Raw genomic sequence first — 13,032 nt, forward strand, 5'->3', positions numbered from 1 at the left:
GAGGATGCCTGAAAGGCAGGTTCTTTGTGTACCAAATGGTGAGTTTTCGCAAGTGCGAACGGCGCGCTCGCAGTTGCAAAAACTGCATCCCTGGCGCGGTACAGCCATTTCCGTAGCGGAATCGCGCAGGATGGCGTGGTGGAATTCCTCTGATATCCGTCGTCATGTGCCGCTCGAATCGCTGCGCCGGCTCACGCTCTGATCCGCAATGTCGCCAGCGCCGCCAGCAGCAGCGTCCCAGCGGCGAAGGCCATGGTCCAGATCGGGTCGCCGGGGAAGAAGGCCTTCATGACCGATCCCATCGCCGTCGCCACCAGCAACTGCGGCAGCACCACGAAGATGTTGAACACGCCCATATAGACGCCGAGCTTGGCCTGCGGCAGGCTGGAGGCGAGCATGGCATAAGGCATGGCCAGGATCGAGGCCCAGGCGATGCCGACCCCCACTTCGCTCAGCAACAGCAGGTCTGGATCGCGCACGACCAGAAAGCTGGCGAAGCCAGCCGCGCCCGCGACCAGGCACAGCGCGTGGGTCGGCGCCTTGCCGATCCGCCCCGCAAGCCAGGGCAGCAGGGTCAGGGCCGCAATCGCGGCGACGCCGTTATATACCGAAAAAAGCACCCCCACCCAATTGCCACCGGCCTGATAGGCGGCGCTGGCGGGATCGGCCGACCCGAACATATATTGGGCGACGACCGGCGTGGTGTGAATCCACATGATGAAGAGCGCCGACCAGCTGAAGAACTGGATTAAGGCCAGTCGTCGCATGATCGGCGGCATACCCCCGATATCGCCCACGATATGCGCCAGCATATGCGCGCTTCGCCCCGTGCGCGCCAAGTGGATCGCGATCAGGCTGGCCAAGCCATAGCCCGCCAGCAGCGCGGCGAGCAGATAGACTTCCTTTTCCATCGCCCACAGAGCGACCAGCAGCGCGACGACCGCGCCCGCGCCGATCCAGGCAAAGCATGGACCGATGGCGCGGCTTGCCAGATCGGGCGCTGGGGTGGCTGTTTCATCGGCATCGGCAAAGGCGCGCATCTGGTCCGGCGCATATTCTCGCGTCGTCGACACCGTCCAGAGCACAGCGGCCAGCAATGCGGCGGCGCCCGCCCAAAAACTGTAGCGAACAGTGTCGGGCACCTGCCCCGCTGCCGCGACATTGGCGACCCCCAGATGGTCGAGCAGATAAGGGAAGAGCGACCCCACCACCGCGCCGGCGCCGATGAAGGCGGTCTGCACCGCATAGCCGATCGTGTGCTGATCCTTGCGCAACATGTCGCCGACAAAGGCGCGGAACGGCTCCATCGAGATATTCAGGCTGGCGTCGAGCATCCACAGCAGCAACGCCGCCATCAACAGCCCGTCGCTCTGCGGCATTCCCAGCAACGCCAGTGCAGAGAGGATCGCGCCGGCCAAAAAATAGGGACGGCGACGGCCGAGCCGACCGAGCCAGGTGCGGTCGGAAAGATGCCCGACGATGGGCTGGACCAGCAATCCGGTCAGCGGTGCGGCCACCCATAAGGCGGACAGGTCGTCGATGCTGGAGCCCAGCGACTGGAAGACCCTGCTCATATTGGCGTTTTGCAGCGCGAAGCCGATCTGGATGCCGAAAAAGCCGAAACTGATGTTCCACAATCCGGCAAGGCCCTGTCTCGGCTTGTCCATAGCTACCCCTCCCGTCGCCGCGGCCGGCTCGCCACCCGCCTGCATCAAACCGCGAGCGGTCGCATGGCATGATGGACAGGACAAGCTGCGTATACGAATTCATTCCGGATCGCCATTTCGCCCCGAAGCCAAGCTGCGAAATCGCTTGTCAGTTCCCATCGTCGTCGCCCTGCCCAACGGCGCATCCGGGTTCTTCGCCTGTAAACTGCATCTAAATTCCGCACATGCGACATGAACGAAGTTCCGGAAGTTCCGGATCGACCCCAAGCCCTCATGTGAAACAAAATGTCGAATTCAGGATATTTAATATCAAGCCGGCGGAAGATATGCGACGTTAAGCGCCAAGCGTCCCTCCCTCACCCTATCCGATCGGCGGTGGCATTGCGCAGCTGTTCGCGAAACCATGTAAGGCCGGTGTCTGCCGCCCGCGCATGATGATATTGCAGCATTTCGCGCATGATCGGTAAATCAACGGGCGCATCCACGATGCGCAACGGCAATCTTGACGCCATTACCTGAGCCAGCCTTTCGTGCATCAGCGCCAATCTGGTCGTTCCGGGCAACATCCAGGCAGCCTGGCTGAAGGCCGCGCAAATAATCTCTATCCGGCGGCGATCGCCATTCTCCCGCAGGTGATTTTCGATGAACGTGCCATCGCGTGAAACGCTCACCGCGACGTGGCCGGCGCTGTAATAGAGTTCTTCGGTGAGAGGCTGGTCCAGCAACGGATTGCCCGACCATCCTACAACCACATGCCGTTCTTCAAACAGAAGTTCGCGCGGATGCGGCCCTTCCAGAAAGCGCTCGGGCGCGACAATGAAATCGAGTTCGCCATCCTCCAGCCGTTCGTGAATATCGTTGCGCGGCAGCGTGATCTCGATCCTGATGCCCGGCGCCGACTTCTGCAATCGCTCGAGCATCGGGCCGATCAGAACCGTCGTGACATAATCGGACGCGACGATCCGAAAAATGCGCTGGCTCTGTGATGGATCGAAGCTGAGGCCACGCGCGATTAGGCTGCGCAGATCCGCCACTACCGCGGAAATTTCCGGTGCAAGAGACAGAGCCGCCGCGGTTGGAATCATCTTCTTGCCATGCTGCACCAGAATCTCGTCGGCAAAGGCTTCCCGCAGGCGGCGTAGCGCGGCGCTCATTGCCGATTGCGTCAGGTTCAGGCGCCTGGCCGCACGAGTGACGTTCCTCTCCTCCACCAATATGTCGAATGCCACCAGCAGGTTGAGGTCAAACCGGTCCAGCCTCATAATCATCAATCCTATTGATCGTTTTCAACATATATCATCCATTTTACTGCTTTTTTAAATCATGTCACCTCGCGTCCATCCCGCACAGATCGGGCTTAAAGGGAGGAAGCATGAAAAGCATTTTTTGGAGCGCGACGATGTTGGCCGGCGTGATCGCGCCACAGGTCGCGATCGCGCAGGATGCGGATACGCAATCCTCCGACGGTGGACTGGAAGAAATCGTCGTGACCGCCCAAAGGCGCGAGGAAAGCCTGCAAAAAGCCGCCATCGCCGTCACCGCCGTCACCGGCGATGATCTGACCCGGTCGGGCATCACCGAAACGTCGAACCTGGGCAAGCTGGTGCCGGCCCTCGTCGTGCAACCCACGGGCGGAACGACCAGCTTCTTCCTGCGCGGCGTCGGCACCAATTCGCAGAACAGCTTCTCCGAAAACGCGATCGCCTTCAATTTCAACGGCGTCTATGTCGGCCGCCCGACCGCACCCGCCGGCGTCTTCTACGATCTGGAGCGGGTCGAGGTGGTCAAGGGACCGCAGGGCACGCTGTATGGCCGCAACGCCACCGGCGGCGCGATCAACGTCCTGCCCAAACAGCCGATCCTGGGTAAGTTCGGCGTCGAAGGGCTGGCCGAATATGGCAATTATGACAGCAAGAAGGGCTTTCTGGCGGTCAACGTGCCCATTGGCGACATCGCCGCGCTGCGTGTCGCGGGCCAGGTGGTAGATCGCGACGGCTATATTTCCGACGGCTATGACGATGACAAGGGCGAGGCGGTGCGCGCATCCTTCCTGCTCAAGCCGTCGGACATCTGGTCGATCAACATCGTCGGCGACTATTATCATCAGGGTGGAAAAGGCGGCGGTGCGGTACTGCTGCCCAGCAAGGCCTTTGCGGTGCCGTCGGTCGACGACCGGGTCAGTATTTCCGATCCCCGCGCGATCGCGGCGATCAACGGCTATGCCTCCACGCTGTTCGCCCCGCCCTTCTGCGCAGGTGGTTTCATCGCCAGCGGCTGCATCGAAAATGCCGGCAGCGACGGCTATCTCGACAATCATTTCTATGGGCTGAGCGCGCAGGTCGATGGCGACATGGGCTTTGCGACGCTGTCCGTCATCCCCGCCTGGCGCAAGTCGGAAGCGAAGTTCCGCACCTATCTGCCCGGTTTCCGGGGCGAGATCGAGGATAATGCCGAACAGATGTCGCTGGAAGCACGGCTGACGTCTGCTGCCGACCAGCGGCTGCGCTATGTTCTGGGCGCTTTCTTCTTCAACGAACAGCAGGATACGCTCAACTATTTCCGCCAGGGCCGGATTTCCACCACCCGCTTCACCCCGCGCCTCAAGACGCAGAGCCTGGCCGCCTTCGGCCAGTTGACCTTCGACATCAGCGACGATCTGCGCCTGATCGGTGGCGGGCGCTATACGCGGGAAGACAAGTCGCAACTCACCGCATCCGTGGGCGGCGGGCTGCCCGGCCCTGTCGATCCGCCGCTGGGTGCGCCGATCACCGGCGACCTCACCTTCACCAAATTCACTTGGAAGGCCGGGGTCGAATATGACGCCGGTCCCGCGTCGCTGGTCTATGCCAATGTCGCGACCGGCTTCAAATCCGGCGGCTTTTTCGTCGCGGCTCCGCCCAGCAACAGCTTTGCCCCAGAAAGCCTGACCGCCTATACGGTCGGGGCGAAAAACCGCTTTTTCGGCAACAAGCTCCAGCTCAATATCGAAGCCTTCTACTGGGACTATAAGGACCAGCAGGTGACCTTCGTTGGCGGCGTGCGGACCGGCAACGGCCTGTTCGCGCAAGGATCGCTCACCGCCAATGCGGGCAAGTCGCGTATCTTCGGTACAGAAGTGGAGGCCCGCTTCGCTCCCACGCGCGACGATCTGTTCAACGTCACCGTTCAATATCTGAACGGTAAATATAAGAGCCTCCAGACCGCCAATTTCTCGCCCACCGGCGCGCCCGTCACGACCGGCTGCACGATCACGGGAACGCGGCTCGCCAATCCCGGTATCAATAACGCGCGTTTCTACGACATCGATTGTTCAGGCAAGCCGACCGTCAATTCGCCCAAATGGGCGATCAACCTGGGCTATCAGCACAGTTTCCGCATCGGCGGGGACATGGCGCTGGTCGCGGGGGCCCGGTCCAGCATCGAAACCAGCCGCTTCCTGAACTCCAACTTCCGGCAAGAGGAAAAGCAGGGCAGCTTCATGATGTCCGACGCGTTCCTGACGCTGGAAGGGCCGCAGGACAAATGGAGCGTCACCGCCTTCATCAACAATATCGAGGACAAGGAAGTGCTGGCCCGCGCGGGTACGCGCCCGATCCTCGACTTCCCCGTCGGTACGCTGCGTCCGCCGCGCACCTATGGCGTGCGCCTGGGCTTCAACCTGTGAGGACCATGTCCGTCCGCATCACCTGCGCGGCGCTATCCGGCGTGCTCGCCATGCTGGCCACAGCGGCGGCGGCCGGGCCGCCACGCACCGCCTTCGTCACATTGGGGACGATGGGCGGTCCGGTGCCGGACGGGCATCGGTCGCAACCCGCCAACGCCATTGTCCGCGATGGGAAAACCTACCTGGTCGATACCGGAGACGGCACGGTGGAGCAGATGGCGCGGGCGGGCCTCCCTCTGCCGACGGTGCGCGCCATTTTCCTCAGCCACCTGCATGTCGATCATATCGGCGGACTGGCGGCTATATTGGGATTGCGCAACCAGACCGAAGCGCGCGACGTGCTGGCCATCTATGGCCCGCCCGGCACCCGCGAACTGGTGGCTGGCCTGGTCGCCGGCCTCCAGCCGTCGGCCAAGGCGGGTTACGGCATTCCCGGCAAGTCCTGGACCCCGCCCGAAAACACCGTGTCGGTGATCGAATTGCGCGACGGCGAAACCATCGACGTGGACGATATGAAAGTCGGCGTCGCGCAAAATACCCATTATGACTTCGCGCCCGGCAGCGTGGAGGATCGCAACTACAAGTCCTTCGCACTGCGGTTCGACCTGCCGGACCGGTCCATCGCCTATACCGGCGACACCGGACCCAGCGCCGCCGTCGAACGGCTGGCATCGGGCGCCGACCTGCTGGTCAGCGAAATGATCGACATGGGCGCCACTATGGATCGCGTCGCACGCACCAGCCCCAACATGCCCGCCAGCGTCAAGGCGACGATGGTCCAGCATCTGACCACCCATCACCTGACACCGGAAGAAGTCGGCGCTTTGGCCGCACGGGCCAAAGTGAAGGCGGTGACGGTCACCCACATGGCCGGTGGAACGCCCGATGCCGCACGGACCCGCGCCTATGTCGCCACCATCGGCAAAAGTTTCACCGGACCGGTCGCGATCGCCAACGATCTCGACCGCTTTTGATTGCGCTTCCGCCCCCTTCTCATGAGGCTCTGAACCGACCATGGACAACTATAATATCCTCATCATCGGCGGGGGCATAGGTGGTCTCACCTCCGCGATCGCCCTGCGCGGGAAGGGGTTCGACGTCACCGTCATCGAACGCGATCCCGACTGGTCGGTTTATGGCGTCGGCATCATCCAGCAGTCCAACGTGCTGCGCGCCATGGCGCATCTGAACCTGCTGGACGAATATGTCGCGGCCGGCGCAGGCTTCGACACGGTCGAAATATTCGCGCCCGACGGTACGAAGGTCGCGCGCGTCCCCTCCCCGCGTCTGGTCGAAGGCTATCCGGCCAATCTGGGCGTCGGCCGCCCTGCCCTGCACAAGGTTCTGGGCGATCGCACGATCGCATCGGGGGCCACGGTGCGGCTGGGCGTCACCGCGACCAGCATCGATGATCAGGGCGATCGGGTGGTCGTGCAGTTTTCCGACGGCACGCAGGACAGCTTCGATCTGGTCGTGGGCGCGGACGGCGTCTATTCGCAGACCCGCACGCTGCTGTTCCCCGACGCGCCGTCGCCGCACTATACCGGCCAGGCGGTCTGGCGCTACAACCTGCCCCGCACCGAAGGCATGGACTCGCTTCAGGCCTATAATGGCCCGACCGGCGTCGGACTGGTGCCGATTTCGCCCAGCCTGATGTATATGTTCGTGACCACCGCCGAACCGGACAACCCTCGTTATCCGCGCGAAGGACTGGCCGCCGCCATGCGCGCAAAGATCGCCCGTTGCTCGCCCGCCATCCAGGCGCTGGGCGACCAGATCACCGACGATGACGGCGTGGTCTATCGGCCGCTCGAAGCGTTCATGCTGGACGGTCCCTGGCATAAGGGCCGCGTCGTCCTGCTGGGCGATGCCGTCCACGCCACGACACCCCATCTGGGTCAGGGCGCGGGCATGGCGATCGAGGACAGCATCGTGCTGGCGGAAGAACTGACGAGCCATGCCGATCTGGACGGCGCGCTGACCGCCTATCGCGACCGGCGCCACGATCGCTGCCGCTATATCGTCGAAAAATCGCTCGAAATCTGCATGGGCCAGCTCGGTAAAGGCGCGCCCGTCGACAATCATAAAGCCACCGCAGAGATGTTCGCGATGGTATCCCAGCCGATCTGAAGGAAGTCATAATGAGCCGCGTTACAGAAATTCGCTACGTGGGTTACGCCCTGCCCGATCTGGAGGCCGAACGCGCCTTCTACGCCGACCAGTGGAAGCTGGTCGAGGCTGGGGAAAAGGATGGCATGGTCTATTTCGCTGCCGATGGTGGCGATGAACATCATGTCGTGCGCCTGCGTCAGGCCGAAGAACAGCGTATCGACGTGATCGCGCTGGCCGCCGACAGCCGCGCCGATGTCGACGCCCTGCATGACAAGGTCGTCGCCTCGGGCTGCCGCATCATCTTTGCGCCCAAGGATCTGGATTCGCTGGGTGGTGGCTACGGCTTCCGCTTCTTCTCACCGGACGGCCTGACCTTCGAAATATCGAGCGACGTCGCCCGCCGCACTGCGCGCGACCTGGTCCGTTGGGAAGGCGTGCCGCAGAAGATCAGCCATATCGTCCTCCACTCGCCCGATCATAAGGCGATGGTCGAATGGTTCTGCGACGTGCTGGGCTTCAGGGTCAGCGACTGGCTGGGCGATTTCATGTGCTTCCTGCGCTGCAACAGCGCGCATCACCGCATCGCCTTCCTGCCCGGACCGCCCTGCCTCAACCATGTCGCCTATGACATGCTGACCGTCGATGACATGATGGTCGGCATCAACCGGTTGCGCCTGAAGGGCACCGACATCCGCTGGGGGCCGGGGCGCCATACGGCGGGCAACAACACGTTCAGCTATTTCACCACGCCCGCCGGCTTCGCGGTCGAATATAGCTCCGAACTGGAGGATGTGGACTTCAATGCCCATGAGGCGAAGGTCCATGCCCCGGCTCCCGGTATCATGGACCAGTGGGGCATCGGCGTCGGTGGTCCCCAGACCATGCCGCATGCCGCGCCCGACAAGGGTCTGTTCCAGGCTGTGGAGGTCTGAGCTATGGCTTTGTTCGAATATTTCCCCAACTATATCTGGAACCTGTCGGTCGCGATCGCGATGGAGAGCGGCGGGCGCATCGGCGAGATCGTCGACATGTGCCAGCCGATCAAGGATGCAGCCGCCTCCGGCGCGGACGCGGGCACGCCCATGTTCATGGCGCAGTGGGTCGCGATGGCCGACAAGCTGATCGACCTGGCGGCGGAGGATGAGGCGCAGGGCCGCGCCTTCTCCGCCTCCGACAAGCTGGAGCGCGCGTCGCTCTATCTGTTCAATGCAGAGCGGATGCAGGGCCACGGCCATCCCGGTCGCCAGGCCACCTATGCCAAGGCGCGCGACACGTTCGACCGCTCGACCGCGCTCGGCCAGATCAACCGTCGGCGCGTGGACATTCCCCTCGCCACCGGCACCATGCCCGCGCTCTACACAAGCGCGCCGGGGAATGGCCCCCATCCGGTCGTGGTCTATTGCAACGGCCTCGATAGCTGCAAGGAACTGCTCTACTGGTCGCGCCTGCCCGAAGCGCTGGCGCGTCGCGGCATTTCGACGCTCTGCGTCGATCAGCCGGGGTCGGGCGAAGCGCTGCGGCTCCAGAATCTCCCTGTCGATCCGCACAGCGAAAACTGGGCGAGCAAGGCGGTCGACTGGCTGGAGCAGCAAGGCGATGTCGACCCCAAGCGGATCGGCATGACCGGCATTTCGCTGGGCGGCCATTTCGCCCCGCGCGCCGTCGCCTATGAACCGCGCTTCGCCAGCGGCGCGGTCTGGGGCGCGAACCATAATTGGGCCGAGGTCCAGCAGAAGCGCATGAAGCGCGAGGGCGAGAACCCCGTCCCCCATTATTGGGCGCATGTCATGTGGGCCTTTGGCGCGAGCGACATGGACGACTTCCTGGCCAAGGCGGAGGATATGAACCTCAACGGCCATATGGACGGGATCAAGGTGCCCTTCCTGGTCACCCATGGCGCGAAGGACCGGCAGATCAGCGTCGATTACGCGCATGACTGCTACGACCAGCTCGTCAACAGTCCCCGCCGCGCGCTCAAGCTGTTCACAGAGCGGGAAGGCGGCGTCGAGCATGTCGGGGCGGACAATATGTCCTACGGCCGCGACTATATCGCCGACTGGTTCGCCGATACGCTGGGCGGCAAGACCGCCTGATGACTGTGGAAGAACAGATGGGCCGCATCACCCCCTATATCGCGCGGGAGACGATCGTCAGCGCGGTGATCAACGGGGCGATCGGCGCGCTGTTCTTCTTCATCATCTTCGGCTCGGCGGACCATATTGCGGTGGGAGAATGGCACTATGCCGTCGATTTCCTGCCACAAAGCGCTGCCGTCGCGCTCATGGCCTGTCTCGTACCCGGCCTGATCGCGCGGCGCGCCCAACTGACGGGGCGGCTGGGCATCCGGAGTGGCAGCCCCGCTACAATCCAATGGCTGTTGAGGGCCGCCTTCCTCTCGATCCTGTCGGCCCTGATGCTGGGCGCCGCAATCGCATTTCTCTGGCTGGTCAGCGACGTCGCCACGCTGCACTGGCGACACGCCCTTGGCATCAAGATCATCTACGGCGCCGCCCTTGGCGCATGGGTCACCTGGCGCGTGCTGCGACGCATGGTCGGCGGCGCGCCCCTCATCTAGGAAATATGCTCATGGAATTTGCATCCGTTCGCCGCATCGTCACCGGTCATGACGCCGCCGGTCGCGCCATCATCCAGGACGATGGTCCGGTCCAGCGCGTCCAGCGTGTCGGTGGCGACATCGGCCCCATGTTCCACGAAGTCTGGAACACCCAGGCCACCCCCGCCCCGCTCGACGCTGCTTCGGGCGAACCGGCCGAAACCGGCATCATCCTGGCCCCGCCCAGGAACGGTACCCGCATCCGCGTGCTCGACATCCCGCCCGAAGGCGACGGCATCCGCACCATGTCGCCCGAAGAGGCCCGCGCCCATTTCGCCGAAGTCGGTGCGCATGACGCGTCCGCCCATCATGGCGAAGGATCGCGACACGCGCTGATGCACCGCACCGAAACGATCGACTATGGCATCGTCGTGGAAGGCGAACTGGTCCTGATTATGGACGAAGGCGAAACCACCGTGCGCGCAGGCGACATCGTCATCCAGCGCGGCACCAACCATGGCTGGTCCAACCGATCGGACCGCAACTGCCGGATCGTCTTCATCCTGATCGACGGCGCATTTGACGACGATCTGAAGCGCTAAGCCTTGGCCCGGCGCGCGGCGTAACCCGCGCGCCGGCATCCTACGATATTATTGGAAGGAAGCGGACCCATGCGTTTCGCAACGCGCGCCAACGGCACGGCCGACGGAGAATTGATACTCATTTCGCACGATGGCGCGCGCTGCCTCCCGCTGGGCGCGCGCTGGCCCAACCTGTTGCATGCGATCACCGATTGGGACGCGCTGCTGGATGACGCCGCCGCCCTCTCGACCACGCTGGAGGAAGGCGGCGGCGAAAGCCTCGATCACGCCACGCTCCTCGCCCCGCTGCCGCGCACCTGGCAATGGCTGGACGGGTCGGCCTTCGCCAATCACGGCGTCCTGATGGAGCGGGCATTCAACCACCCGCCCATCGAAACCGACCTCCCCCTCATGTATCAGGGCATGAGCCATCGCTTTCTGGCCCCGCGCGAAGATGTCGCCTTCCCCACCGAAGCGGACTGCATCGATTTCGAAGGGGAATTCGGCATCGTCACCGACGATGTGCCGATGGGCTGTTCGGCGGACAAGGCGATGGGCCATATTCGCCTCATCCTGCTCATCAACGACTGGTCGCTACGCGCCGTCGCGCCCAAGGAAATGAAGACAGGCTTCGGTTGGATACAGGCCAAGCCTGCCTGCAGCGCCGCGCCGATCGCGATAACGCCGGACGAACTGGGCGACCGTTGGCGCGATGGCCGGGTCTGCCTGCCGCTTCGCGTCGAAATCAATGGCGACTGGTTCGGCCATCCTTCGGGCGAAGCTATGGAATATGGTTTCCACGAATTGATAGCCCATGCCGCCCGGACGCGGCACCTGTGCGCTGGAACGATCATCGGCTCGGGGACGGTTTCTGATGTCGATTTCAACAGGGTGGGATCGACCTGCATTTCGGAGCGTCGGGCGATCGAAATGATCGCACAGGGCCAGCCCGTCACACCCTTTCTTCGTTTTGGCGACAGAGTAAGGATGTGCGCGGGGACAGACGAAAATATATTCGGCGAACTTCATCAGACGGTCGCGGCATATGTCAACGTCGGCCTGTAATCCGATTTCGATACAGAATTGGAATTGGACCGCAGCGATCGGCGGATGACCGGCGCCACCTCACCATTGTTCAGATCGGCCCTGGAAAAGGATTAGTCGTCGAGCGCACGAACGACATCGCCCCCCTTCATCACGAAGGCCATGGTTTCGAGCGCACGGATATCACGCAGCGGATCGGCCTTTACCGCGATTATGTCGGCCGCCTTGCCGGTGCTGATCGAACCGATCTCCTGGTCCAGGCCGACATGGGCGGCCGCCCATATGGTGGCGGCGCGGATCGCATCGATCGGCGGCAGGCCCGCCTGCACCATCAGCGCGAATTCGCGACCATTGTCGCCATGGGCAGACACGCCGGAATCGGTGCCGAAAGCCATGTTCACGCCCGCTGCCCGCGCGCGGCGCACGGCATCGATCATCAGCGGACCGACGATGCGCGCTTTGGCGCGGACGGTGGCGGGCATCCAGTCGGCCGTTTCGGCCTGCCGCGTCACCGTGTCGCCGGCGAGCAGGGTCGGCACCAGATAGCTGCCCTTCGCCTTGAACAGCCGGATGGATTCGGCGTCGAGATAAGTGCCATGCTCGACCGAGTCCACGCCCGCGCGCAAGGCGGCATTAACGCCGTCCGTCCCGTGTGCATGAGCAGCGACCTTGCGGCCCAGCCGGTGCGCCGTCTCGACGATAGAGGCGAGTTCGGCGTCGCTCATCTGCTGACCGAGTCCTGCTGCCGTGTCAGACATGACGCCGCCGGTCGAGGCGGTCTTGATGACATCCGCGCCCTGCTGCACTGCCTGCCGCACCGCGCGGGCGCAATCGTCGGCGCCTGAACACAGGGTCGTCGGACGGAACAGGTCCAGTATCTCCTGCCGATAGCCATGGACGTCGCCATGGCCTCCATGCGCCGCGACAACGCCTGCGGCCAGAATGCGCGGGCCGACAACTTTCTTCTGCGCGATCGCATCGCGCAGGGCGTTGATCGCTTCGGGATCGGAGCCGAGATCCGCAACGGTGGTGAAGCCTGCGCGGACAGTGCGCTTTGCATAGACGATGCCGTCGAATGCCTGCGCCGTGGTCGACTTCGTCACACCGTCCAGCCGGCTGTCTGGACCGGACTGCGACGTCAGATGGACATGGCTGTCGATGAAGCCGGGCAGCACGAAGCCGTCGCGCAGGTCGATCACCTTGCCTTCACCAACGAAGCCGTCTCGGATTTCCAAGACCTTGCCGCCTTCCACCACGATCGTCTTGTTCGTGTCGACGCGGCCGCTGGCCGGATCGGCAAGCAGGCGACCGGCCTGAATATAGGTGCGAACGCCGGACGCCCCGCCCTGCGCCACTGCGGGGGACGCCAGCATACTGGTCGCCATCGCCATCAGGATTATCGTCTTCATC

The 13,032-nt window shown here is 63.4% G+C and carries 12 protein-coding genes; 9 read left to right on the top strand and 3 right to left on the bottom strand.

The genetic code is table 11. The annotated features are described in order from the left end of the window. Positions 1 to 4: 4 nt before the first annotated feature. Positions 5 to 202, top strand: a complete 198-nt coding sequence (locus SBA_RS19575; protein WP_261937311.1) for a hypothetical protein — start codon at positions 5 to 7, stop codon at positions 200 to 202. Here SBA_RS19575 and SBA_RS19580 read toward each other — a convergent pair. Beyond that, positions 192 to 1,667, bottom strand: coding sequence for an MFS transporter (locus SBA_RS19580; RefSeq protein WP_261937312.1), 1,476 nt, complete (start codon positions 1,665 to 1,667; stop codon positions 192 to 194). The genes SBA_RS19575 and SBA_RS19580 overlap by 11 nt on opposite strands. Before the next feature lie 356 nt (positions 1,668 to 2,023). Further along, on the bottom strand, positions 2,024 to 2,935 hold the full coding sequence (locus SBA_RS19585; RefSeq protein ID WP_315975824.1) for a LysR family transcriptional regulator: 912 nt from the start codon (positions 2,933 to 2,935) through the stop codon (positions 2,024 to 2,026). Between the two features lie 104 nt (positions 2,936 to 3,039). Here SBA_RS19585 and SBA_RS19590 point away from each other — a divergent pair, with 104 nt between their 5' ends. The 8 genes from SBA_RS19590 to SBA_RS19625 all read left to right on the top strand — a co-directional run bounded on the left by SBA_RS19590 (position 3,040) and on the right by SBA_RS19625 (position 11,643). After that, positions 3,040 to 5,331: a TonB-dependent receptor gene (locus SBA_RS19590; protein ID WP_261937313.1), complete on the top strand. Its 2,292-nt coding sequence runs from the start codon at positions 3,040 to 3,042 to the stop codon at positions 5,329 to 5,331. 5 nt (positions 5,332 to 5,336) lie between these two features. Continuing rightward, positions 5,337 to 6,305, top strand: coding sequence for an MBL fold metallo-hydrolase (locus SBA_RS19595; protein WP_261937314.1), 969 nt, complete (start codon positions 5,337 to 5,339; stop codon positions 6,303 to 6,305). A gap of 40 nt (positions 6,306 to 6,345) precedes the next feature. Next, entirely contained in the window at positions 6,346 to 7,461 is a 1,116-nt protein-coding gene (locus SBA_RS19600; RefSeq protein ID WP_261937315.1) for an FAD-dependent oxidoreductase, read from the top strand. Positions 7,462 to 7,472: 11 nt separating this feature from the next. After that, on the top strand, positions 7,473 to 8,375 hold the full coding sequence (locus tag SBA_RS19605) for a VOC family protein (RefSeq protein ID WP_224546881.1): 903 nt from the start codon (positions 7,473 to 7,475) through the stop codon (positions 8,373 to 8,375). Positions 8,376 to 8,378: 3 nt separating this feature from the next. Continuing rightward, positions 8,379 to 9,536: an alpha/beta hydrolase family protein gene (locus tag SBA_RS19610; RefSeq protein ID WP_261937316.1), complete on the top strand. Its 1,158-nt coding sequence runs from the start codon at positions 8,379 to 8,381 to the stop codon at positions 9,534 to 9,536. After that, a complete protein-coding gene (locus SBA_RS19615; protein WP_261937317.1) occupies positions 9,536 to 10,018 on the top strand; it encodes a hypothetical protein in 483 nt (160 codons plus the stop codon). The genes SBA_RS19610 and SBA_RS19615 overlap by 1 nt, the downstream gene beginning before the upstream one ends. An 11-nt stretch (positions 10,019 to 10,029) precedes the next feature. Next, positions 10,030 to 10,599, top strand: a complete 570-nt coding sequence (locus SBA_RS19620) for a cupin domain-containing protein (RefSeq protein WP_261937318.1) — start codon at positions 10,030 to 10,032, stop codon at positions 10,597 to 10,599. A gap of 69 nt (positions 10,600 to 10,668) precedes the next feature. After that, on the top strand, positions 10,669 to 11,643 hold the full coding sequence (locus tag SBA_RS19625) for a fumarylacetoacetate hydrolase family protein (RefSeq protein ID WP_261937319.1): 975 nt from the start codon (positions 10,669 to 10,671) through the stop codon (positions 11,641 to 11,643). Between the two features lie 92 nt (positions 11,644 to 11,735). On the opposite strand, the gene SBA_RS19630 is transcribed toward SBA_RS19625, so the two are convergent. Further along, the gene (locus SBA_RS19630) at positions 11,736 to 13,031 is read right to left on the bottom strand and encodes a metal-dependent hydrolase family protein (RefSeq protein WP_261937320.1); all 1,296 of its coding nucleotides are present in this window, start codon (positions 13,029 to 13,031) and stop codon (positions 11,736 to 11,738) included. Position 13,032 lies beyond the last annotated feature (1 nt).

The organism is Sphingomonas bisphenolicum (genome assembly GCF_024349785.1).
Lineage (GTDB): Bacteria > Pseudomonadota > Alphaproteobacteria > Sphingomonadales > Sphingomonadaceae > Sphingobium > Sphingobium bisphenolicum.

Excerpts from the sequence above, each read along its gene's own strand:
- SBA_RS19575 (WP_261937311.1), top strand. The coding sequence starts at position 5 with ATGCCTGAAAGGCAGGTTCTTTGTGTACCAAATGGTGAGTTTTCGCAA.
- SBA_RS19580 (WP_261937312.1), bottom strand. The coding sequence starts at position 1,667 with ATGGACAAGCCGAGACAGGGCCTTGCCGGATTGTGGAACATCAGTTTC.
- SBA_RS19585 (WP_315975824.1), bottom strand. The coding sequence starts at position 2,935 with ATGATTATGAGGCTGGACCGGTTTGACCTCAACCTGCTGGTGGCATTC.
- SBA_RS19590 (WP_261937313.1), top strand. The coding sequence starts at position 3,040 with ATGAAAAGCATTTTTTGGAGCGCGACGATGTTGGCCGGCGTGATCGCG.
- SBA_RS19595 (WP_261937314.1), top strand. The coding sequence starts at position 5,337 with ATGTCCGTCCGCATCACCTGCGCGGCGCTATCCGGCGTGCTCGCCATG.
- SBA_RS19600 (WP_261937315.1), top strand. The coding sequence starts at position 6,346 with ATGGACAACTATAATATCCTCATCATCGGCGGGGGCATAGGTGGTCTC.
- SBA_RS19605 (WP_224546881.1), top strand. The coding sequence starts at position 7,473 with ATGAGCCGCGTTACAGAAATTCGCTACGTGGGTTACGCCCTGCCCGAT.
- SBA_RS19610 (WP_261937316.1), top strand. The coding sequence starts at position 8,379 with ATGGCTTTGTTCGAATATTTCCCCAACTATATCTGGAACCTGTCGGTC.
- SBA_RS19615 (WP_261937317.1), top strand. The coding sequence starts at position 9,536 with ATGACTGTGGAAGAACAGATGGGCCGCATCACCCCCTATATCGCGCGG.
- SBA_RS19620 (WP_261937318.1), top strand. The coding sequence starts at position 10,030 with ATGGAATTTGCATCCGTTCGCCGCATCGTCACCGGTCATGACGCCGCC.
- SBA_RS19625 (WP_261937319.1), top strand. The coding sequence starts at position 10,669 with ATGCGTTTCGCAACGCGCGCCAACGGCACGGCCGACGGAGAATTGATA.
- SBA_RS19630 (WP_261937320.1), bottom strand. The coding sequence starts at position 13,031 with ATGAAGACGATAATCCTGATGGCGATGGCGACCAGTATGCTGGCGTCC.